The sequence below is a fragment of the Halanaerobium congolense genome, assembly GCF_004366375.1.
In the GTDB taxonomy this organism is placed as follows: domain Bacteria; phylum Bacillota; class Halanaerobiia; order Halanaerobiales; family Halanaerobiaceae; genus Halanaerobium; species Halanaerobium congolense.
Genome location: NZ_SOEF01000006.1, coordinates 16098 through 39564, shown reverse-complemented (window position 1 = coordinate 39564; position 23467 = coordinate 16098). Strand labels below are relative to the sequence as shown.

The window sequence follows — 23467 nt, the reverse complement described above, 5'->3', positions numbered from 1 at the left end:
ACCTTAAAGTTCTTCATTATGAAACTTCTTTCTTTCTATCAGCTGTGAAATAGCTTTTTCTATCTCTTTTTTAATTAATTGATATTCCGAGTCATTAGGCTGATAATTACTGTTAGATAAAATTTGGGGATTGTAATCAACTATAATTTTTCTTATTTTAGTTAAAAAGTCAGCAGAAGCTATTTCCCTGAAAATTAATTTTCTAAGTTCAATACTATCAATATCCTCTATAATTGCCTTCCTTTTTTCTGACATTATATCAAGCAGAAGCCGGTATTCAATCCCAAAATCAGATTCCAATTTTTTTCTAATATTTTTTGAAAGAGCAGGCAGATTTGAACCGGAAGCAGCAGTCAAAAGCAATTCACCTCTATTTACCACTGCTGGAACAGTAAAATCTGAAAGTTCAGCATTATCTATTATATTAACCAGAATATTTTTTCCTCTGGCCAGAAAAGCAATTCGTTGATTTAATTCTGAATTATCAGTGGCAGCAAAAACTAAAAATTGTCCAATTAAATCTTCATCTTTAAATTTTCTTTTTAAAAAAATATATTTTTCTGATTCCTGATTTAAATAGGGTAAGAATTCCCAATTAAATTCTGGAGAAATTATTTTTATCTGCGCTCTGGTCTGCAGTAAACGCTTAAATTTACGCAGTGCTACTTTACCCGCGCCTACAATTAATACATTTTTATCTTTTAAATTTAAATTTATCGGGTAAAATTTCACAGCTGTTCTCCTTTAAAAATACAATTATTCTTTTTCGCCTACTGCAAAAATTGTTTTTACAGCTTCTAATTGAGCTTCTTTTGGTTTTTTACTTTCTACCGCCAGCTCTTTAAGTCCAACAGTTGGCTGGTGTAATAATTTATTTAAGAGGCGGTGGGCCAGCTGTTCAATAATTTCTTCCGATTCAAGCTCTGAATTTCTAAGCTGATGCAAAGCTCTTTTCACTTCTTTTTCTTTAATATTCTGTGCATCCTCTCTCATTTCCTTAATCAGAGGAACACAGCGTCGTTCTCGCAGCCAGCGCTGAAAATTATATTTTTCTTCTTCAATTATTGCTTCTGCTTTAGTAACTTCATTTTCCCTTAAGTTTAAATTTTTATCAATTACCCTCTTTAAATCATCTATATTATATAAATGAACTCCAGGAAGCTCTTCAACATTTTGATCAATATCTCTTGGTAGAGCAATATCAATTAAAAACATTGGCCCATGTTTTTCCTCTACTTTATCTAAAAGATCATTTTTATGAAGTACTGTATGAGGAGCTGCTGTAGAAGCAATTATAATATCAACTTCTTCAACTCTAGCTTTAAATTCTTCCCAGTGAATAGCTTCTCCCCCATATTCAGCTGCCAGTTTCTGTCCATTAGCATAAGTACGGTTTGCCACCATAATTCCTTCTACACCATAATTAAGTAAGTTTTTAAGAGTTAACTCTGCTGTCTCACCAGCGCCGAGAATCATCACTTTTTCTCCCCTAAGGCTGCCAAAAATATCCCGGGCCAGCTCTACTGCCGCATAACTTATCGAAACCGCCCGCTCATTAATTTTAGTTTTGGTTCTTACCATTTTTCCAACTTTAATCGCTTCCAAACAGAGCTGATTTAAATAAGAGCCAGTTAGATTGTCTTCTTTATATTCTCTAAACTGTTTTTTAAGCTGTGCTAAAATCTGATCTTCTCCTTTGATCAGAGAATCAAGCCCGGCTGCCACCCGGTATAGATGTTCAACAGCCTGCAGATCATGGTACTGATAAAGATAGTCATTTAAGTCATTAATTTTATATCTAAAATGGCCTTTGAGAGTGTTTCCTAGCAGCTTATAAATATATTTTTTTAAAGTATTTCTAGTTTCAACTTCTTTTTCAGAATAAAGATAGATCTCAAAACGATTACAGGTATTTAATATAAAAAATTCTTTAAAACTATTTTTGCTCAATTCCTGTTTTAGTTCTTTTTTGATCTCAGCTGTTTTTTGAGAAAGCTGATCTCTAATTGAAATTGGAGCTGTTTTATGATTAATTCCGGATACTAAAAGCTGCATCAAAAGGCCTCCTTTTTTATAATTTTTATATCTTGTTTCTAAATTTTACTTTTACTCAACTTTAATTATATTACAAATTTTCTTCTACTGCAAAAAAGTTTGGAAGAACGATAGGTACCAGGTACAAATCGGACGATTTGTACCTGGTACCTATAAATTTATCTTTCTGGATGTTCTATTTTAATTTTTTAGACATTGTAACTTTTAAGGTTTTTGCGGAAGTTTTCTGTTAAGTCTTCCATCTGTTCAATATAACCTGTCATTTCTTTAATTTTTTCAGAATAATTATTAACGCTGGCACTCATTTCTTCACTGGAAGCTGAATTTTCCTGAGCAATTGCAGCCAGATTATTAAAGTTTTCAATGACTTCTCTAATTTTTTTTGTCTCAGTATTTAAGCTGTTTACTATATCGACAACCTGATTAGTAGCAGATTCAATATCATTGGTAGCACTATTACTTGATTTAGCAACTTCCTCTAGAGCTTGATTACTTGTCTCAAGATTGGTAAACTGCTCACTAATACTGGAGCTAAGAGTTTCAACATGTTCGGTAAACTCTCCCAGATTTTTTCTGATTGTTTCTACTGCCTGCTGAGATTCTTCGGCAAGTTTTCTTACTTCTTCTGCAACTACTGTAAAACCGCGACCATTATCAGAAGAACGGGCAGCTTCAATAGAAGCATTGAGTGAAAGCAGATTAGTCTGACCAGCAATATCTTCAACTGTATCTACAATTTCCATGATTGTCTCTATTTTTTCCGAAAGCTGTTTTCCTAACTGATTAACATTGGCAAATGCTTCTCGAACTCCACTGATCCTCTGATTAACATCAACAACAGCCTGGGTGGAAGAACGAATATTTGTAACAGCATTTTCTAAATTTTCACGGCTGTCCTGACCGGCTTCAACCAATTTTTCAATTTCTTCAACATTTTGATTGACGATATAAGCTGATTCTTCAGTTTCCTGAGCCTGAGCCTGAGCTCCCTTCGCAACTTCATCTACAACGGTTGCAATACTGTCAGAAACTTCTTCCATATCTTCTGCCAGCTCAACAAAATCTTTAGTAAAGTTGTGCATATCATCTGTTCCACCTTTTAAGAAAAGAATATCTTCTCTCAATTTGGCTTTTATCTGACGCAGTTTATTAAATAATCTTTCAAAATCATCAGCGGTTTTTAGTCTATTTTCATCATCAAGATTTAATATTTCTATTTTACTTAACTCATTATCAATTGCTTTAACCGGGGACATTAAAAGTCTGCTGATTAGGGCTAAAATAATACCCAGTCCGACAGCTGCAGCCAGATTAATTGTCCAACCTGCTGAAAACTGCGGTAGAGATGTTAAGGCAAAGCTTAAAACAAAAACAGTAAGCCCCATTTTAGCAGGAATACTTTTAAATATGCCCAGTCCCAGAATTTTAGAGAATAAGTATTTTTTTTCATTTCTAAATGATTTTTCAAAGCTAATATGTATAGTTAAGAAATCTCGTCCATCATCCAGGGTTCCTCTGTCAATTTCTTCAACTTCAATAGGAGTTTTAAAAAATGAAGAACTGCCCTCTAAAAGCCCTAAAAAATAATCGTACATCCCTCTTTCAGACTTATATGTCATTTCTATTTTATGGTCATTTAATTCCTTTGCCCGCAGGCGAGGAGGGTTGGCTCCTGGAATCATTTCTGTTAACTGCAGATGTACGGTGTCCATCAACATTAAAAAGTTTTTTAAAGTGCGATTGCTGAAATATGAGGGAAACCAGTTTGAAAAAGTTTCAATATTTTTCATCCCCATATTATGCCAGATTTCACCGGGCTTTTTACCTACCTCCTGTCCTATATATTTCATTAAATCCTTTGTTTTTTGATCTTCAATTGTTGTCATTGGTGTGATAATTAAATCTTCTTTAAATCCCGCTTTCTTTTTTGCACTGTTGACTACTTCCTCTCCATAAGTTTTGGTAAGAGTTTTAAGCCAGGTCGAAACGACTGTTCCCTTCATATACTTCCCCCCAGTAATAATTTTAATTTCAAAATTTCAATAGAATTTTTTTCCTTTATCTTAAAACATAGTTTAAATAAATATAGCTTAATAAATTAAGCTATATTTAATTATTCTTGATTGAGGAAATAATACCTGCTTTAAAAGCAAAAAAAATTAGGTACCAACTGTATACTGCCAGGGTTTTCTCTGTCGGGTATTTCTAAGATTCTTAAAACATTTCTCATCTGTTTATCCTGTTTTTTTGTCTCCTAAAAGAACAGTAGAATCTTTAACTTCCTGGCCATCAATAATTACAATTTTAGATTTTAGAACTTTAATTTTAGCATTACTCTTAAGTCTTGATAGAAATAAAATATCAGCAGGAACTTTACCTGGAAGATGTTTGATCTTAAACTCTTCTCAGTGGTCATTTAAGAATTCTGCTGCTTGAGATATTTTTCTACTTCAGCAGTATTCATTGAATTTAAAGTTACATATTCTGGCTGGGAAATGACTCAGAATATCTGCGAATTCTTTACTGTTTGGGACTTCATTATTTCCTGTCTTTCAGCTTTAATTAACCTGTTTTTGGTTCTAAAAACATTTTATCAAAAAGAGAGTCTTCTTTTTAATTTTTTAGATAATTTCAAAATGAATCTCCAAAACTTATTTTACACCACAACCAAAATACTTCATACTGGTTTTTTTTAATTCTTCCGTCGAATATAAAATTTGATAATCTTCGATCTTATACTTTTCAACCAGCTGATTAACCTTCTTTTCCAGTTCTTCTTTATTTTTAGCGTGCATCATTGCATAAAAATTATAGGGCCAGTTTTGATAAGTCTGGCGCTGATAACAGTGGCTCACTGCTTCCAGTTTAGAAATTTCCTTTCCCAGCTGATCAATCTCCTGCTCACTAAAATGGCAAACAAACATTCCATTTGCCTGATAACCTGAATCTCTATGGTGTAAAATAGCAGAAATTCTTTTTAAAATTTTTCTTTCTTTAAGCTTCTGCAGTCTTGTTAAAAGTTCAGCCCGATCAATGTTTAAATCTTCAGCTATTTTCTGATAGGGGTTTAAGGTCAGTGGTATATCAGTTTCTAAAACCTTAATAATCTTTTTATCAAGCTCATCCACGATTTCTCCGAATTTTTTATCAGAAATATTATTCATGATCATCACCGGCTTCCTCTTCCATTTTAAAAAAAACATTTAATTTAAAAAATTTCTCTTTTGGCAGCTGATAGAGTTCTTTTACTCCTGGCAAAGCTTTAATTTGTGCCAGAAAATTATCTTGCTCAAGTTCACTGGTAGTTGAGAGGGTAAACCAGAGATTTAATTGATGATCTCTGCGATAATTGTGAGTTACACCTGAGTGCTGATTGATAATTTCAGCTACCTGATAAAAGTTTTTTTCCTCCACTTTTAAGGCTACAAGAGTACTTTTATAACCCAATCTTGAAGATCTAAAAATTCCCCCCAGTCGACGAATATAACCTTCTTTTTTAAGCTTTTTAATTCGCCGCAGCAGTTCCTCTGCTTCGATTCCCAGTTCTGCCGCTATTTTTTGAAAAGGTGAGGCTTCTAATTTTAAGCCAGTCTGCAGTCTATCGAGAATTTTCTTATCAATTTTTTCCATAAAAACAGCTCCTAAATAAAATAAGCTCAGCCTATGATTTTATAAACTGAACTTAATAATTATTAATTAAAATATTTAAAATAAATTTATAGATTATACATTAACTCCAGCTCAATCGCGGTCTGCTTCCAGAATTCCTGATGCAGACGGCTCTGATATTTCCAGCTTTTCTTCCTTTAATTCTCCATACTGATCACGATAAAGTCCAATTAGATTATTAACCTCTTCTGTTGAATACTTGTTAGAAAATTGCTCAACAATTTTTGCTTCTCTTTTTTCTACTATCTGAATCTGATTATATCACAGAACTACAGACCAGTATTTTCTATTGAGCAAAAGGGATCTGCTTTCATGTAGTCACCACTGTAATAATAAGCTCTGGCTCTACATCCTCTACAGCTGCTGCCATATTTGCAGCTGCCGCATTTTCCTTCCCAGTCTAAAGTTCTCATCTCATTTAAAATTTTACTATTTTCCCAGATAGATTTAAAACTTTCTTCTTTAACATTTCCAACTTTAAGATCAAGATAGGCACAGGGCTGAACATCTCCTACAGGATTGACAATACAATAACTTACTCCTGCCAGACAGCCGTTTTTAAAGCGGGAGTTAATATCAAGCTGGTCAGCTGTGGCAATAAATTGAGGAGCACAGACAGGCTTAACCTCAATCTCTACCTCTTCCGATTTTCTCATAATTCTCTCTACTGCCAGCTGATATTCTTTTTTAGAAATCGCACTCTCTTCTATATAAGCTGCTCTTCCTGTGGGAACCATAAAGAAAATATGAGCTGCTTTGGCTCCAATTTGAGCTGAATAATCTATTATAGATTCTAACTCCCCCAGATTCCAATCCATAACAGTCATATGAGTTTGAAAAGGAATACCTACTTTTTTAAGTTCCAGAAAGGCATTTTCCACTCTGGCAAAAAGTCCTTCTTCTCCCCTGAATCGATCATGTTTTTCAGCATTAACACTATCTAAACTTATACCTGCTGCTAGAACACCAGCCGCTTTTAATTTAAGAGCAGCTGCAGCATCAATTAACCCTCCACCTGTTCCCAGTACAGGTCGAAGTCCAATTTTTGAAGCATAAGCCATTAACTCAAAAATATCATTCCTTAAGAGTGGTTCACCACCAGAAAAAACCATCAAATGAAAATTAGCTGCTTTAATCTGATCCAGCATTCTTTTTGCTTCAGCGGTATTTAATTCTTTCCCCATATCACTTCCTGCATCACGATAGCAGTGAGGACAGCTTAAATGACATTGATTTGTAGAATTCCAGGATATTATATTCATCTATAAATCTCCTCCGATTTCTTTTTTACTTAAATAACAGCCGGGATCGGCTCCCCATAAATCATCAGCTGCATAAGCACGAGCTCGAAGATTACCATTACAGATTTCTAAAAACCTGCAGTCTGCACAGCGGCCCTTAAGATGTTCTTTTCTGTTTCTCATTTTATTTAGAAATTCATTATTCTGATCCTGCCAGATCTCAGAAAATTTATTTTCTCTAATATTACCCAGGGTTCTAAAACGGCTAAATTGATCTGCAAAAACATCTCCCTTATGATCAATATTGGCAATTGCACTGCCGCTGCGGTTACCCCCACTTTTTAAAAGCTGACTGTAGATATATTCAGCCTGCTCCGGGTCATTTTCCTTAGTTTTTAAATATAGATAGGCCCCATCAGCATGGTTATCAACTGTTAATATTTCTCTGGGATCTCCCTGATCTATAAAATACTGAGTCCAGTCAATAATTTTATCGATTGTCATCTTTTTGTCCAGGTTATTCAATTCAGCTTCTTTAATATTTTCTCCACGACCTGAATAAACCAGATGATAAAAACAGATGCGGGGAATATTCTCCTTTTCAATCAGCTGAAAAAGCTCATCAATTTGCTGATAATTATCCTGATTAATGGTGAAACGAAGTCCAACTTTTTGTCCATGTTTCTGACAGATTCGGATTCCATCTAAAGCAGCGTTAAAGGCTCCGTTTTTGCCGCGGAATTGATCATTGACAGCTTCTAGACCATCAAGACTGATCCCGATATAGCTAACTCCCAGAGATTTTAATTGCTCAACCATCTTTTCTATCAGCAGAGTTCCATTGGTAGAAATTACAACCCTTAAATTTCTGCTTTTAGCCTTTTTAATCAAATTAAATAAATCAGGTCTTAAAAGTGGTTCTCCGCCTGATAAAAGTAAAACTGGGACTTTAAAATTGGCCAGTTGATCAATTAAAGCAAAGGCCTCTTTTGTATTTAAAGTTTCATCTTTTTTAACTGCAGTAGAATTTGAATAACAGTGTTTACAATTCAAATTACACTGAGAATTAATATTCCAGGCAACAACAGGCCCCAGGCCAGGCCGGGTACCAATTGGGGATTTACTGCAGTCTTTATCATAGCGAAGCTGATCCCCATAAGTATTAAATTCTGTCAGCATTTTAGTTATATTAAACATATTTCACCTCTATTTGATAGTGATTGTATGAGTGCATTTAAATTCTTCTTCCGCTTTTAAGTTATTAATTCCTTCTTTTTCTTTAATTTTATATTTAATTTTAAATCTAAATTTAAATAAATATTTTTTTAATGTATCTTCATTTTCCTCTAAAACATAAGTTAAGTACTTTTATCCTGATCCACTAATTTAAATTCATTATCTCTGGCAAAACCATGCTGAGTCATCTTTTAAGACCTTTTCCATTAGCTGTAGTAACCCACCAACTAAAATAATAGGGACCTCAACTTCTGCTGCTATCTCTGCCTCATATTTTCTGAAATAGGATTCTTCTTTTAAGTAATCAAGACCCCTTTTTCTAACAGTGGTATCCTCATTTTAGGCTCCAACAACCCCACTGATCTCTATTGCATGCATCTATTCCTAACTCATCTAAACGCTGACAGATATATTTGCAATCTTTAAAGTCAGAACTATTAATCTTAATCATAATTGGAAAATCTGCCCCTACTTTTTCTCTCACAGCAGCTAGTGTTCAAAAATAATTCTGCCTCTATTTTCAATACGCCCTCCATATTCATCAGTTCTTTTATTATAATGGGGACCTAAAAACTGATTATAGAGATAGCCGTGAGCAGCATGAAACTGAACTTCCATAAATAGCATGTGACACAAGCCGAAGGACCTAAAATAGTTCTGTTTTCTGTAACAAAAGCATAGCCTGTAATAATTGTGCCAACTTCACCTTGGGCAAGGTCTTGATAAACTTTAACTAGTTTTTCAATCTAATCTATTTTAAGTTTATAAAGCTTTTTTATAAATATTTAATACATCCTGTTTTGTCAAAGGTTTAAAGTTGCCTAATTTGCCTCTTCTGGTAGCTTGTTTAGCCATTTCTTTTAATTTTTCTGCTTCAATCCCAACTTCACTCAAATTCGAAGGGATTCCTAGTAAATTAAAATACTCTCTTGTTTTTTCGATAGCAGTTTGGGCTATTTCATATTTATCATTATCAGAATTAATTCCCCAAACATTAACACCATATTCGACAAATTTATCTACTGTCTTTTTATTTAAGGAATATTCCATCCAATAAGGAGTTAAAATTGCAAGTCCCGTACCATGAGTAATGTCGTAAAAAGCACTAAGCTCATGTTCCATTGCATGTACACTCCACTCTGTTTCTTTACCATCACTTAAAAGACCATTTATAGCCAGACTAGCTGTCCACATCAAATTAGCTCTTGCCTCATAATTTTCAGGTTCTTGAAGAGCTTTTGTCCCATAATTGATACATGTTTTTAAAAGAGCCTCTGCCATTCTATTTTGCACATATGCTCCTTTTGTTTTACTAAAATATACTTCGAAAATATGACTCATTATATCTGCTGTACCAGCTGCTGTGTGTTTTTGAGGAACTGTAAATGTATAAGTTGGGTCTAAGATAGAAAATTTAGGAGCCATACTTGGATGACCAGTTCCTAATTTTTCTTTGGTCTCTAAATTGGTAATTACAGCTCCGGCATTCATTTCCGAACCTGTAGCAGCTAGAGTTAAAATAGTTGCAATTGGCAGCGAATCCTCTATTTTACTTGGATCAGTAACTATTTCCCAGGGATCTCCATTATAATAAAAGCCTGCACCTATAACTTTGGCACAATCAATTGTACTTCCTCCCCCAACTGCCAGGATAATATCTATTCCTTGTTCTTGACAGATTTCTATTCCTTTTCTGACACTTGAAATTCGAGGATTAGGCTTTACTCCTCCTAGTTCCCAAAAATTGATATCATTTTCATTAAAAATTTCTATTAGATTATCATAAATACCATTTCTTTTTATACTACCTCCACCATAAACAAGCAAAACATTAGAACCATATTTCTTTATGTTTTCTGCCAGTAAGTCGATTTTATTCTTGCCAAAAAATACTTTTGTTGGGACTGAATAATTAAAGTTTAGCATTATTTACTTCACTCTCCTTAATTTGATTTACAGTTAATTAATCTATTTTTTTCTATAATTAATTATTTTATATAATTTATAACATCCATATTTCTTTTTGAAGGTCCTGTTGGAATATCTTCTCCTTTATAGCCTAAAGCTACTGCACAAAACGGTTTATAACCTGTGGGTAAATCTGATTTTTTAATATTTTCTTCATTTTGAAAAAAGAACCTAGTCAGACCAATCCAGACCCCACCTAGATCAATACTTTCGGCAGCTATTAACATATTTTCTACTATTTCTGACTCTTTTGGTCCAATAATTTTTCTGCTGCTTCTTTTTTGATCAAATCATAGACCTGCTGCAGACTCATATCCTTTTCTGCCGCTATCTGCCTGCATTCTTCATATTCCGGAGAATACTTAATTAATTCTCCCTTATAATAAGCAGCCTTAATTGTGATGTTCCCAATTGAAGAATTTAGCTCAAAATATTTTCGCTGCAGACAGCTTCGCTCGACTTCTCTGCGTCTGATTCCTAAGGTAGATGTTTCTTTAAATATTATTTCTTCTATTTTTTCTCTCTGATCCTCAGCTATTAGGACTGATAGTTTTTGAGCCGGGCGATTTTTTTTCATCATTATATTTGTTAAATAAACATCTTTGGCGCCCGCATCTAATAAGCTTGGGAAAAGATAAGAATAAATTTCTCCACTCATATCATCGATATTAGTTTCTAAGATTAATAGCTTTTTTTTACTTTTTTTTTAGCCTGATAAACCCGCAGCAGATTTGTGATTTCAAAATCTTTTTTGCCGGCCCCATAGGCTATTTTTGATATCTCAACTTCTGGCAGCTGGATGAAATCTTCTGCCAGAGTCTTAATAATAGCAGCTCCAGTTGGAGTAACCAGCTCTCCCCTAACTCCAGTTGAAAATACAGGTACACCTTTTAAAATTTCAATTGTTGCTGGTGCTGGTACCGGAATTCTGCCGTGAGCAGCATCAACAAATCCTGTTCCTAAAGCTACCGCTGAAGCATATATATGATCTGGATTCAGCATTTCAATCAAAATTGCAGTTCCAACAATATCTACTATAGAATCAACTGCTCCAACTTCATGAAAGTGGACTTCATTAATCTCTTTATTATGAACCTTTGCCTCTGCTTTTGCTACTTCAGCAAAGATATCAATACTTAAATCTTTAACCTGCTGACTTAAGCCACTTTGATTAATTAATTCCTTAATATCATTAAAATTACGATGAAGATGACTGCTGCTGTGACTGTGAGAATGTCCTTTGTCATGATTGTGCTGATGACTATGATCATCGTGATTATGTTCATGCTCAGAGTGCTTGTGTTCATGCTCATGATAAGAATGATTGTGCTCAACCTCTAAATGATCTGGGTGACTGTCATCATCTAAAATAACTTTAAAATCGGTAGCTGTAATTCCATTTTTCTGAACAGTAGAAATCTTAATTTCATAACCTGCAAGGTTTAACTTCTTTAACTCTTTTAAAAATTTATCCTGTTCCAATCCTAAATCTAGTAAAGATGCAATTGTCATATCTCCACTGATTCCTGAATTTATATCAAAATATAATATATTTTCCATCTTATCCTTCCTTCCTGGCTTTTTCTATCTGTAAGTTAATTGTACTGGCTAAATAAGCGGCACCAAAGCCATTATCGATGTTGACAACACCTATCCCGCTGGCACAACTATTGAGCATTGTTAAAAGTGCTGAAACTCCACCAAAATTAGCACCGTAACCAACACTGGTCGGAACAGCAATTACCGGTTTGTCAACCAGACCACCAACTACACTGGCCAGTGCACCTTCCATTCCAGCTACAGTAATTATAACTTCAGCATCATTTAATTTATCTAAATTTCCAAGCAGCCTGTGTATACCAGCCACTCCAACATCGTAAAGACGTTCAACAGAATTTCCTAAAGCTTCAGCTGTCATCACCGCTTCTTCTGCCACTGGAATATCAGAAGTCCCTCCACTGACAACCAAAATCTTGCTCTTAGTTTTTTTGAGCTTTTGTTTTTCTATAAAAATCATTTTTGGGCGTTCATGGTACACAGCCTCAGGTGCAATTTCTTTAATCCGCTGATAAACTTCTTTTTCAGCCCTGCTTGCTAAAATATTATTCTCATGTTTAAGCATTTCCTTAACTATACCTTCAATCTCGTCTAATGATTTCCCTTCACAGTAAATAACCTCGGGAAAACCATTGCGCAGGCTGCGGTGATTATCTACTTTGGCAAAACCCAGATCTTTAAACGGAAGGTCTTTTAGAGATGATGCTGCAGCGTCAACCTCAAGTTCTCCCTTTTTAACTTTTTCTAAAATTACTCTAATATCTTCTTTATTCATCTTTAGCCTCCAGAATTTCCTTATTCATACTTCCACTTTTATAAGCTGACAAGTCCAAAGTAACATATTGGAATCCTAATTTCTGTAATTTATCAGACAATTTATCCATTAAATTCAAATCTAAAATTTTTTCTCGATCAGCTTCAGATAATTCTATCCGGGCCAGATTATTATGATCCCGCACTCTAAACTGGTGGAAACCATTTCGGCGCAGCAGTTCTTCTGCCAGCTCTATTTTTTCTAATCTCTCAGCTGTAATTTGATTATCATAAGAAACACGGGTAGCTAAACAGGAAAGGCTTGGTTTATCCCAGGTACTTAAACCCAATTCTTTAGAAAGCATTCTAATTTCTTTTTTGGTCAGTTCAACCTTAAGTAGTGGACTTTTAATCCCAAGTTCTTTTAAAGCTTTACGACCCGGCCTGTAGTCACCTGTATCATCTAGATTAGAACCTTCAATTACTGTTTTCCCATTTGCATAATTTATAATCTTGTCAAAAATTACTTTTTTACAGTAATAACATCGTTCAGCTGTATTATCTGCAGCCTTTTTTAACTCCTGAAGCTCGATTGACATTTGCTGGTGCTTAAAGTCCATTGACCGAACTAAATTTTCAACCTCTTTTATTTCTCTATCCGGAACAAAGGGGCTGTTAACAGTAACTGCTTCAAATTCCACCCCAGCTTCTTGAGCAGCCGCTGTTAAAAAGGTACTGTCTACCCCTCCTGAAAAAGCTATCACAAATGGTTCCAGCTCTTTTAAATTATCAATTAATAAATTGTATTTAGCTTTTGTGGTTGCTGTTGTCATTAAAAATCCTCCCTATTGTGTTATTCTGAATTTAAGAAATTGACCAAATTAAATAATTTGTTAATCTTATTATATAAAATTAAAGTTGTAAAGAAAAGATATAAATAGAATGAGTTTCTCCATTTTTTATTTAGAAACAAATCAAAAGTTATCAACAGGCAAATTTGTGGATAATTCTCCTTCAAAACTGATGAGAATTAGTTATCAACAGATTACGCAAAAAAGGTGAAACAAGCTCCGATTTTTGGTATAATTAATTCACCACAAAAAACCAAAAAGGAGTTGTTTCACCTGTGATTAATTATAGCAGACTTATCTATAAATTGAAACGAAATTTATCAACTTTTTCAAATAAAATTACTAAAAAAGACTACTGATCGCCTGTCAAAAAATTTAAAAAATTTTGATAATCAGGATTAAATTAAGAAAAATTATATCAATGCAATTGAATCTTTTATTAATGATAATACTATCTTTTAAAGGGATAAACTATCTTATCTTGAATATAATTAAGTAAGAAAATAATTTATTTAAGATAAAGAAAGGAAGGATACTGTGAAAATAATTTTATCACCAAGCAAAACTCAAAACCACGAAAGAAAAAGAGAAGAAAAAGGTAGAAATATTTTAAAAGAAGAAATGACTAAAGAATTATTCGATTATCTTAAATCTTTATCAAAAGAAGAACTAAAAAAAGAATTAGATATTCAAGGTAATCTTTTAGATAGAACCTATGAGCTGTATCAAGAACATAGCTATGATGATCAAACTCTCCCGGCTATTGAATGTTATAATGGTTCCGCATTTAAGCAAATTGATTTAGATAGCTACAATAAAGATCAGTTTTCATATATGCAGGAAAAGCTTATTATAATTTCTCCAATGTATGGTCCCCTTCATTCAGACACTGAGATTTGGCCCTACAGATTAGAAATGAGGCTTAAACCTAATGGAATTAATCTCAATGAGTACTGGCAAGATATAATGAAAGATTATTTTGATGATATTGATTTAATTATTAATTTAGCTTCAAATGAATATAGTAAAGTTGTAGAAGATAATTATCGAGGAAAAATAATTGACTTTTATTTTAAAGAAGAAAAAGAGGATGGCAGCCTTAAAACCGTGGGTTATTATGTTAAACATAATCGTGGTAAACTGCTGAATGAACTAGTTAAAAATCAGGTTGAGAGCATTGATGAAATTAAAAAGATAGATTTAGATGGTTATCAATACAATAAAGAACATTCTAATGAAAATGAATTCTATTTTATTAAACCATTTGAAAAATAATATTCAATTACTTTTATTAAAGAATCCGCTGAACAGCGGATTCTTATTTTTATAGTAATTATTTTAATATCTATTAAATCAAAATTCCCCACCAACTAAATAAATTATCAAGCAAATATGCTAATCCAGTTGAAATCAGGAAACCAAAAAAAGCAATAATGACTCCATGTTTAAACATTGTTTTTAAGTTAACTCCATAACCTGCACTAACAGCCAGGCAGCCATTACCAGAAGCAATTGCAAAAGACAAATTAACCGAAACTGTAAGTAATAAAATAATAGGAACTGGATTTATGTTCTGGGAAATAAAAAGTTTAATAATTATTGGCATTAATAAAGCAGCCGACGCAGTATTAGTAGAAATATTTGTTAAAAATGCTGTAACACCACCAAAAATCAAAAATGGTATGATACCATGACCATCAACAAAAAAAGTCAATAATGAACTTAAAATTTCTGCTAAACCTGAAAATTCAAGAACTTTAGCCAGTGCTAAAGCACTCGGCCAAACAATTAAAACAGTTATTGGAAAATATCTCATACTTTTAATTGAAAGAACATTTTCCTCTTCTTCTGTTGGAATAAAAAACAATAAAAAAGCCAGACTAAAAAATATGAAAGCAGGATCCAAAAATGGAAATAATTGAGTATATATTGGCTCTAAAAAAGCTGCTGCTACTGCTATTATAAAAACTAAAGCCGAAAACAACTCTCCTTTACTTAAACTCCCCATTTTTTTCAATTCTTTTTTGTATATTTCTTTTGTTCCAGGTAATTTCATATCTTTTTTTTGCAAAATATGACTAATATAGAAGCCAATAAAAGGAATGAAAATCAAAGTAAAAGGCAGCATTCTAATTGTCCATTCATAAAAATATATTTTTCTGCCAACTGCCTCGGAAAGAAATTCATAAATCAATAAGTTTTGACCTCCACCAAGCGGTGTAGGCAGACTACCTATTGAGGCACCCCAGGCAATTGCTAACAAAATATTAGTTGCAGCTGGATTATTCCAGCGTTTAGAATTAGAATCATAACCAAGATATTTTAATAAAGTCACAGCAACAGGCACAAAAACAGCTGCAGTAACTGTATCTGCAATTATTGAACTTAAGGTCGCAGAAATCAAAAACCAGGCCCAAATCTGTTTTCTTGCACTATTGCCGATCAAAGATAATATTTTTAAAGATAATCTTCGAGCAAGGCCCCACCGCTGCCAGGCTGCTCCCATTGCACAGCTTCCTGCTATTAGAAATACAATTCGGTGGCTGAAAACATTTACTATTTCAGCAACTGGAGCAATCGGAATAAAGGTTGTCACAAAAATTGGAACTAAGGCTGTAATTACAACAGATATATTACCACTTGTCCACCACAGGGCCATCCAAATTAATATTCCAAGACCCCCTCGGGCCTGCATGTCTATGACTGATAGTGGTACTAATAAAATTATTAAAAACGCAAGAGGTCCTAATATGATTATTTTAATTTTATTCATATCTATTCCAAAATTATCTACCATATATCTACCGTCATTTTTCATCACCACAACCTCCTATCATATTAGACAATTAAAATAAAGTTACTTTAAAATATAATTAGCTAAAGTTCGTTGAATCTTTAAAATATCACTAGATTTTTTGCCAAATTTTTTTTCAATGGGTTCAGTAAGACCTGCTGTCCAAAGTTTAAGTTCAGCATCTCGATCAAAGGTTCCCGCTGATTCAATACTAAAATGACGAATGTTTTTATAAGGTATTGTGTGGTATTCTATTTTTTTACCGGTAACTCCCTGTTTATCTACTAAAATCAACCTTTTATCTGTAAAAACAAAATAGTCTCTCAATACATTATATCCACTTTCAATCTTTTCTCCTTCAATTATTATTTCTGCTAACTCTTTTTCCAATTTCTCTATTTCAACTTCTCCTGCATTTCCGAGAATTCCGTCTAATAATCCCATATTCAACCTCCTGATATTCTATAATTAAAATTTTTATTATTTTATCTACTTATTATAATTCTATAATACAAAGAATAATCCTTTAATATTACAGGTAATATTAAAGATATAATCAAAAATAAAAGAACTAAAACTGCTGTCATAATCATTGTACAGCCTTTTAGTTCTAATTAATATTAACTTCTTAGCTTAAATATTTTTTGATTTTTTCTGCTATCTTTTCTGCTGTCAATCCAAATTCTGCAGCTATTTCATCTCCAGCAGCACTAAAGCCAAACTCTTCAACACCAAAAATTAGAGCACTTCCTCTTAAAATTCTGTACCAACCAGTTGGATTACCAGCTTCTACCGCCACACTTAATTTAACATTTTGGAGCAGCAGCTCCAAATAATTTTGATTTTGATATAATTTTTCTTTTTCAGGTACAGAAATTATTCGAACTCTGTAATCTCTTTTTAGCAGTTCTTTAACCTCCAGAGCGGTTTCAATTTCACTACCGGAAGCCATAACAGCAATATCCGGTTCAGCTTCACCAGAAACTACAAAGGCTCCTTTTTCAAATTCTGCTGCCGATATTTCCTTTTCATAAGCATTAACATTCTGACGGGCCATCACTAAAATTACTGGCTTATTCTTTTCCTCAACTGCAGCCTTCCAGGCCAACTTCACTTCAGTTTCTGTGGCAGGTCTAATAACTCTCAGACCCGGAATCATTCTTAAAGATTCAAGCTGCTCTATCGGCTGATGAGTAGGACCATCTTCACCAACATAAATAGAATCATGTGTGAACACGTAAATTACCGGTAACCCCATCAGAGCTGCCATCCTGATTGAAGGCCGCATATAATCAGAAAAGGTTAAATAAGTTGCAGTCACAGGTCTTAAACCGCCATGCAGCATTATTCCACCTGCTGCCGCTGCCATTGCATGTTCTCTAATTCCAAATTTAATGTTCCTGCCGGCAAAATAACCTCTTTTAATATCCGGATACTGATCCAGATTGATTCTTGTCGAAGCAGAGAGATCAGCTGTTCCTCCAACTAAATAAGGAAGCTTTTCGGCCAGCAGTTGATAATATTCACCTGCATAATTTCTAATCGGCTTCCCCTCTTTTTCCTGAACATCTAAAACATCTAAATCGAAATCTGCCTCAAGCTCAATTCCCGACATTAATTCCTGATATTCTTTCTCAAATTCTGCCTCATAGTTACTTTCAAGTTCCTTCCACTCAGCAAATTCTTTTTTCAGTTCAGCCAGGTAATCACTAAAATATTCATAGACCTTTTCTGGAACCTCAAAATCTCCTGTCGGCAGTCCGGCTTTCTTCTTCATTTCAATTATCTCTTCTTTCCCGAGTGGTGAGGCATGGGCGGAACTGTCACCTTCTTTGCCAGCAATTCCTTTTGCTATAACAGTATCTGCAACTATTAAAGTCGGTCTCTTCTGTTCTGCTTTTGCTTTTTTAAATGCAGCTTCTAAATCAGAAAAGCTGCTCCCATCAACATCAGAAATAACCTGCCAGTTAGCAGACTCAAACCTTTTTTTAATATCATCTATAAAAGTTATTTCAGTTGGTCCATCAATTGAAACCCCATTATTATCATAAATAACAATTAATTTATCAAGCTCCAGACTACCTGCCAGCGAGGCTGCCTCATAGCTTATTCCTTCCATTAAATCTCCATCACCAGCTACCACATAGGTATAATGATCAATTAACTTATAATTCTCTTTATTGTATTTTTCAGCTAAAATTTCTTCAGCAAATGCAATTCCAACAGCATGAGCAAGCCCCTGACCTAAAGGTCCAGTAGTCATTTCAACTCCAGGAGTTAGCCCATATTCTGGATGTCCTGGAGTTTTAGAATGAAATTTCCTATACTTTTTTAGGTCTTCAAGACTCAAGTCATAACCGCTGAGATGAAGCAGTGAATAAAGCCAAATTGAACCGTGTCCGGCAGATAAAATCAGACGATCTCTATTAAACCAATCAGGGGCTTCAGGATTATATTTCATTTCCTCTGCAAAAAGATAGGCACCAATTTCTGCACATCCCAGAGGCATTCCAGCATGTCCAGAACCGGCATATTCAACTGCATCTGCAGAAAGAGCTCTAACTGTATCAGCAATTTTTTGCAGCATTTATTTCCCTCCTCTATTCTTCTGCCATCTGTTCATGAAGAAAGTTAACTAATTCTTCCAGTGCAGTTTCTGCATCTTCACCTTTACATTTAATTATTATTTCATTACCCTGACTTACTCCCAGACTCAAAACCCCCATTATACTTTTGGCATTAACTTCTTTTTCTCCATAAATAATCGTTACATCAGATTTAAAAGTTCCTACTTTTTGAACAAATTTTGAAGCAGGTCTGGCATGAAGTCCGGTTTCATTAGTTATTTCAACATTTTTTTCTACTGTCATTTTAGCATCCTTTCTAGATTTAATTGAAGATCTCCATATTTTTAACATTATCTTATTTATTAAAATTATTCTGCAACAGTTTATATGCAGCACCCTCAGATTCTGCCGCTAAAAGATCATCCATTAATTTTCTGTTGTTTGCAAATTCCATAATATCTGTCAGTGCCGGCATATGAGATTTTTTATCTATTGGTGCCAGCACAAAAATAAATTTTATTGGGTCAAATTGATGGCCGAGTTTAATTCCTTTTTTAATTACCAGCAGACTAATCGCTGACTCTTTGACACCATCTTCTATTCCAGCGTGGGCCAGACAGATTTCGGGAGCAATTGCAATATAGGGCCCCTTATCTTCTACAATTTCGATCATCCTTTTAATATAGCGGGGCTCAATTAAGTCTTTAGCTAAAAGCAGACTACCAGCTTCTTTAATTGCTTCTTTCCAGTCAGCTGCTCTTTCTATAATTTTAATCTGATCCCTTTTAAACAGCTTTAAAAGATCTTTTTTCCTGTCTTTTAGGCCAGTTCCAGCTTCTCTTTTCATTTTTTCAGCAGCAAAATAATCCCTGATTTTCTCTAAAGCTGCTGGAATCCGCTCTTTATCCAAAAAAGGTCTCAACAGCTCAATAATTTCTTCCGGCTCCAGACCAGTATTTTCTGCCAGCAGGGACTCATAGTCCACCGGCTTCTGTTCTGAACTGACTTTTTGCTTCTCTTCATTAAAAATCCCATATTCCATTTTTCTCTGCTGAAGATAGTCTTTAATTTTTTCAATATCATTTTCCTCTAAAAATGGATTAACCTCAATTACATCCTTTGCTTCCAAACTTAAAGGGATTGTAGAAATTACAAAATCAATTTCTTTTAGAATCTCATTGTCCTCCAAATCCAGACTGGAGAGGCTGTCAACTATCTCAATTGCTTTAAACTCATTTTTTAGACGGACTTCCAGAAGATTGGTGGTTCCAACTCCACTGGAGCAAACAATTGCAACCTTTGCCTTTTTCCTTTTTTGAAAATTAATTCTCTCCAGAGCAGCACCAAAATGAATAGTCAGGTATCCAACCTCGTCTTCACTGATTTCGACATAAAATTCACTCTGAATCAGCCTCGCTGCCAGTTTTGAAGCTTCAAAAACCTCGCCGTACTTTTCTTTAATATCTTCCAGCAGCGGATTCTGAATTGGTAGATTAAAAATAATCCGGTTGACAATTGCCTGCAGGTGAACAAGAAGACCTGAATATAGTTTCTGATCTCCAGCAAAACTGGTAGAAAAATATTTTTCTACAACTCTTATCATTTCTTTAACCAGATATTCAAGCTCATCTTCCTTTAACTCACTGCTTGCTTTTCCTTCTCTCATTTTTGCTCCTAAAAGATGAATCGTAATAAATCCAATCTCATCTTTTGGAATTTCTACCGGGAATTTTTCTTCCAGTAAATCTCCTATTTTTCTGGCAATCTCAAATTCATTTTTCTTTTTAATCATTTTCAATCTTTCAGGGTCGATCTTTATGTCCTGTTCTGCTAAAAGACGAGAAATAGCAAAAGCTACATGAACGATCAGACCGGTAAATGCACTATCAGTAAAGCGAATACCGAGTTCTTTTTCTGCCATTTTGACAACTGACTCAATTTCTTCCAAATTGAGCTCACCTAAAAGATTTTTTATTTCTTCATCATATCCGTGCTCTAAGCGGCTTTTAAAATCAACCTTTTTATTGCTCTTATTTAATAGTTCAATCATATTGCCAGTTTCATAGCTTTCATTGAGCAGACTTTTCATTGCATGTCTGATATCAATTTCTGCACCTTCAATTTGAACTCCGTAATTTCTGCGCCTGATTAAAGCCAGATTTTTTTTAGTCAGCCAATTTTCCACCTGATCCAAATCCTTGCTTACTGTTGTCGAACTCACATCTAAAAGATCAGCCAGTTCAAAAATTAAAATTGGTTCTTTTTTTTGGAAAAGTCTATATAAGATAAGGTATTTCCTCATTTTGGCAGAACGAAAATGACGGCTGTTGTAAAAATCATTAAACTCTGCAAAAACTTTAAACTGCTCTTCTGCTTCTCCTTCTAAAAGCACACCGAAATTTGGTTTTTTAGTCAGCTTTAATTCATATTTTTGAATCAAATCTTCAATCTCATTCAGGTCATAGCGAATTGTTCTGCTGCTTACATCCAGAATTTCAGAAAGAACCTGGATAGATACAGGCCCTTTCTGATCAACTAGGTATTTATATAACTCAAATAATCTGGTACTTTTTTTCATTTTAAGCGAACAGCTTCGCTATATAACCAATTATTATACCAACAACTCCGAAATCGGCATCACCAAAGGTTGTATTTGCAAAACCAAGTGATCCTAAGACCGGTAATAAGAGCGCTGGTAAAAATGAGATTAAGACACCATTAACAAAGGCACCAAGCATTGCTCCCTTCTTACCACCTGTGGAATTACCAAATACTCCCGCAGTTGCTCCGGTAAAGAAGTGAGGAACCATTCCGGGAATAATTAAGGCCAGACCCAGAGGTCCAAGGAAGAACATGCTGACAAGCCCCCCTAAAAAGCTGAATAAAAAACCAATAATTACTGCATTTGGTGCATAGGTAAAGGTTATCGGACAGTCCAGTGCAGGCTTTGCATCCGGAACTAATTTTTCACCAATACCCTGGAAGGCAGGAACAATCTCACCAATGATCATTCTTACACCAGTTAAGATAATGTGAACACCAGCTGCAAAAGTAATACCCTGCATCAGTGCGAACATAAAGATACTCTGTCCACCCGAATACTGAGAATAAATGTCACGACCAGCAATTAAAGAAACTATAAAGAAAATAATGATCATAGTCAGCATAGTAGCAAGAACTGATTCTTTTAAGAAGCTCAAATATTTAGGAACTTTAATATCTTCAGTGCTGTCTTCTGGATCTCCAACTACCTTACCAACAAGACCTGCTGCAACATAGCCAGTTGTTCCAAAATGACCGAGTGCAACATCAGTACCACCGGTAATTTTTTTCATAAACGGTTCTGCTAAAGCCGGGAAAAGCACCATTACAAAACCTAAAATTACAGCTCCAACAGCTATTAAAGGTACTCCTGTTAATCCTGCTGTACTTAAAACTGCTGATAATAAGGCTGCCATAAAGAAAATATGATGCCCGGTAAGGAATACATATTTTAATGGTGTAAATCTTGCAAAAAGCAGATTAGCTATAAAACCAAAAGCCATAATCAAAGCAGTTTGAGTACCAAGTGTCTGCTGTGCCAAAGCCACAATTGCTTCATTTGTTGGTATAACTCCCTGAATATTGAAAGCCTGTTGAATCATCGGCCCTAAATTATTCAGACTACCAATTAATACATTAGCACCAGCACCTAAGATTACAAAACCTAAGATACTCTTTAAGGTCCCTGACATTATCTTAGAAAATGGTTTTTTAAGCAGTGCCAGTCCCAAAAATGCCATTAAACCAACTAAAGTTGCAGGTTGATTTAAAACTTCATAAACTAAAAAATTAATAAAAGACATTAAAAAATCCATAAACTATTCCCTCCTTAAAGTTTTTTATATGCTGCCAAAACTTTTTCCTTAATCTCTTTTTTATCTGTCATATTTTTGACACTTATTACTTCTGCCGGATGCTCAATTTTTTCCCCGATTTCTTCACTGGCAAAAATGTAATCTGCCTGTTCCCCCATAATAGATGAAAGATCCTTAACCTCAACTGAGCCTTCGATACCTTCCTGCTCCATTATCTTTTCTATATTCATCTTTAAAACCAGACTGCTGCCCAGACCCATTCCACATACTGCTAGTACTCTCATGCTTTTCTCCTCCTATTTTTTGTTGATTGATCAATAAATTTAAGAATCTTAAAATTATTTTAATTAAAATCACTGCTGTGCCAGAATATCCTCAATATAGCTTAAGATTTCCCCTGCACTTCCCATTTCTGCAATATTGTCCACTGCAGATTCTTCCATTAAAACTACTGATAATTCCGAAATTGTTTTTACGTGCTTTTCATTATCTACTGTACCAAAAGCAAAGGCAATTTTTACAGGATCATTATTTTTATTTCCAAATTCTACCGGCTCAGCCAGAGTAATTAAGCTGAGGCAGTTTTCTTTAACCCCATCCTCCGGTCTGGCGTGTAAAAGAGCAATTCCCTTACCGATAACCACATAGGGTCCGTTGTCAATTATTGACTGCTTCATTGCTTCAATATATCTTTTTTCAATTTGACCTGCCTCTAATAATAGCTTTCCTGTTTCAGCAACCACTTCTTTCCAGTCAGCAGCTTCCACATTTACGGCTATATTTTTCTTTTGCAAAAGATCTAAAATCAAATCTTTTCACCTCCTGATTTAATTTGTTTCTTTAACTTCTGATTCTATTATACTCCCGTAATCCCCGAGATAGCAAGAGTTAATAAACTACTTCTTTTTCTAGAAATTGT

23 protein-coding genes and 1 pseudogene are annotated in these 23467 nt (G+C 34.4%); 2 read left to right on the top strand and 22 right to left on the bottom strand.

Annotated features, from left to right (window positions below; all coding sequences use genetic code 11):
• Positions 1-3: 3 nt before the first annotated feature.
• The 3 genes from C7954_RS03465 to C7954_RS03455 all read right to left on the bottom strand — a co-directional run bounded on the left by C7954_RS03465 (position 4) and on the right by C7954_RS03455 (position 4058).
• Positions 4-732, bottom strand: a complete 729-nt coding sequence (locus C7954_RS03465) for a precorrin-2 dehydrogenase/sirohydrochlorin ferrochelatase family protein (protein ID WP_073158796.1) — start codon at positions 730-732, stop codon at positions 4-6.
• A 24-nt stretch (positions 733-756) separates the two neighbouring features.
• On the bottom strand, positions 757-2055 hold the full coding sequence (gene hemA, locus C7954_RS03460; RefSeq protein ID WP_134058711.1) for a glutamyl-tRNA reductase: 1299 nt from the start codon (positions 2053-2055) through the stop codon (positions 757-759).
• A gap of 188 nt (positions 2056-2243) precedes the next feature.
• A complete protein-coding gene (locus tag C7954_RS03455) occupies positions 2244-4058 on the bottom strand; it encodes a heme NO-binding domain-containing protein (RefSeq protein ID WP_073158791.1) in 1815 nt (604 codons plus the stop codon).
• Positions 4059-4302: 244 nt separating this feature from the next.
• Between C7954_RS03455 and C7954_RS03450 the strand changes: the two genes are divergently transcribed.
• Positions 4303-4491, top strand: coding sequence for a hypothetical protein (locus tag C7954_RS03450; protein ID WP_134058708.1), 189 nt, complete (start codon positions 4303-4305; stop codon positions 4489-4491).
• Positions 4492-4706: 215 nt separating this feature from the next.
• On the opposite strand, the gene ahbB is transcribed toward C7954_RS03450, so the two are convergent.
• The 11 genes and pseudogenes from ahbB to larE all read right to left on the bottom strand — a co-directional run bounded on the left by ahbB (position 4707) and on the right by larE (position 13312).
• On the bottom strand, positions 4707-5225 hold the full coding sequence (gene ahbB, locus C7954_RS03445; RefSeq protein ID WP_243833638.1) for a siroheme decarboxylase subunit beta: 519 nt from the start codon (positions 5223-5225) through the stop codon (positions 4707-4709).
• On the bottom strand, positions 5212-5685 hold the full coding sequence (gene ahbA / locus C7954_RS03440; protein WP_089720714.1) for a siroheme decarboxylase subunit alpha: 474 nt from the start codon (positions 5683-5685) through the stop codon (positions 5212-5214). Before ahbA ends, ahbB begins: the two co-directional genes overlap by 14 nt.
• Positions 5686-5993: 308 nt before the next feature.
• Positions 5994-6986, bottom strand: a complete 993-nt coding sequence (locus tag C7954_RS03435; protein WP_089720716.1) for a radical SAM/SPASM domain-containing protein — start codon at positions 6984-6986, stop codon at positions 5994-5996.
• Entirely contained in the window at positions 6987-8162 is a 1176-nt protein-coding gene (locus C7954_RS03430) for a radical SAM/SPASM domain-containing protein (RefSeq protein WP_073158783.1), read from the bottom strand.
• A gap of 373 nt (positions 8163-8535) precedes the next feature.
• Complete coding sequence (locus C7954_RS13600) at positions 8536-8685, bottom strand: hypothetical protein (RefSeq protein ID WP_166667668.1); 150 nt, start codon at positions 8683-8685, stop codon at positions 8536-8538.
• 5 nt (positions 8686-8690) lie between these two features.
• Positions 8691-8819 (bottom strand): oxidoreductase, encoded by a 129-nt coding sequence (locus tag C7954_RS03425; RefSeq protein WP_166667667.1) that lies wholly within the window; start codon positions 8817-8819, stop codon positions 8691-8693.
• A 144-nt stretch (positions 8820-8963) separates the two neighbouring features.
• Positions 8964-10127 (bottom strand): iron-containing alcohol dehydrogenase, encoded by a 1164-nt coding sequence (locus C7954_RS03420; RefSeq protein WP_073158780.1) that lies wholly within the window; start codon positions 10125-10127, stop codon positions 8964-8966.
• Positions 10128-10189: 62 nt separating this feature from the next.
• Positions 10190-10396 carry a nitroreductase family protein gene (locus tag C7954_RS03415; RefSeq protein WP_219909470.1) on the bottom strand — a complete coding sequence of 69 codons (207 nt, stop codon included), beginning with the start codon at positions 10394-10396 and terminating at the stop codon, positions 10190-10192.
• Positions 10397-10404: 8 nt separating this feature from the next.
• A pseudogene (larC, locus tag C7954_RS03410) lies at positions 10405-11729 on the bottom strand (nickel pincer cofactor biosynthesis protein LarC).
• Between the two features lies 1 nt (position 11730).
• Positions 11731-12501, bottom strand: a complete 771-nt coding sequence (larB, locus tag C7954_RS03405) for a nickel pincer cofactor biosynthesis protein LarB (RefSeq protein WP_073158778.1) — start codon at positions 12499-12501, stop codon at positions 11731-11733.
• Entirely contained in the window at positions 12494-13312 is an 819-nt protein-coding gene (gene larE, locus C7954_RS03400) for an ATP-dependent sacrificial sulfur transferase LarE (RefSeq protein ID WP_073158776.1), read from the bottom strand. Before larE ends, larB begins: the two co-directional genes overlap by 8 nt.
• A 555-nt stretch (positions 13313-13867) precedes the next feature.
• On the opposite strand from larE, the gene C7954_RS03395 reads away from it, so the two are divergent.
• A complete protein-coding gene (locus C7954_RS03395; protein WP_073158773.1) occupies positions 13868-14605 on the top strand; it encodes a YaaA family protein in 738 nt (245 codons plus the stop codon).
• Between the two features lie 73 nt (positions 14606-14678).
• On the opposite strand, the gene C7954_RS03390 is transcribed toward C7954_RS03395, so the two are convergent.
• From C7954_RS03390 to C7954_RS03355, 8 genes are all read right to left on the bottom strand, one after another.
• Complete coding sequence (locus C7954_RS03390) at positions 14679-16148, bottom strand: SLC13 family permease (protein WP_073158771.1); 1470 nt, start codon at positions 16146-16148, stop codon at positions 14679-14681.
• Between the two features lie 39 nt (positions 16149-16187).
• Positions 16188-16568, bottom strand: a complete 381-nt coding sequence (locus C7954_RS03385; RefSeq protein ID WP_073158768.1) for a PH domain-containing protein — start codon at positions 16566-16568, stop codon at positions 16188-16190.
• 184 nt (positions 16569-16752) lie between these two features.
• On the bottom strand, positions 16753-18711 hold the full coding sequence (gene tkt, locus C7954_RS03380; protein ID WP_134058702.1) for a transketolase: 1959 nt from the start codon (positions 18709-18711) through the stop codon (positions 16753-16755).
• Positions 18712-18724: 13 nt separating this feature from the next.
• Positions 18725-19042, bottom strand: a complete 318-nt coding sequence (locus tag C7954_RS03375; protein WP_243833636.1) for an HPr family phosphocarrier protein — start codon at positions 19040-19042, stop codon at positions 18725-18727.
• 4 nt (positions 19043-19046) lie between these two features.
• Positions 19047-21269 (bottom strand): BglG family transcription antiterminator, encoded by a 2223-nt coding sequence (locus C7954_RS03370; protein WP_089716936.1) that lies wholly within the window; start codon positions 21267-21269, stop codon positions 19047-19049.
• A gap of 1 nt (position 21270) precedes the next feature.
• Positions 21271-22548 (bottom strand): PTS ascorbate transporter subunit IIC, encoded by a 1278-nt coding sequence (locus C7954_RS03365; RefSeq protein ID WP_223174544.1) that lies wholly within the window; start codon positions 22546-22548, stop codon positions 21271-21273.
• Between the two features lie 14 nt (positions 22549-22562).
• Entirely contained in the window at positions 22563-22832 is a 270-nt protein-coding gene (locus C7954_RS03360) for a PTS sugar transporter subunit IIB (RefSeq protein WP_073158756.1), read from the bottom strand.
• Between the two features lie 69 nt (positions 22833-22901).
• The gene (locus C7954_RS03355; RefSeq protein ID WP_073158753.1) at positions 22902-23357 is read right to left on the bottom strand and encodes a PTS sugar transporter subunit IIA; all 456 of its coding nucleotides are present in this window, start codon (positions 23355-23357) and stop codon (positions 22902-22904) included.
• Between the last annotated feature and the right edge of the window lie 110 nt (positions 23358-23467).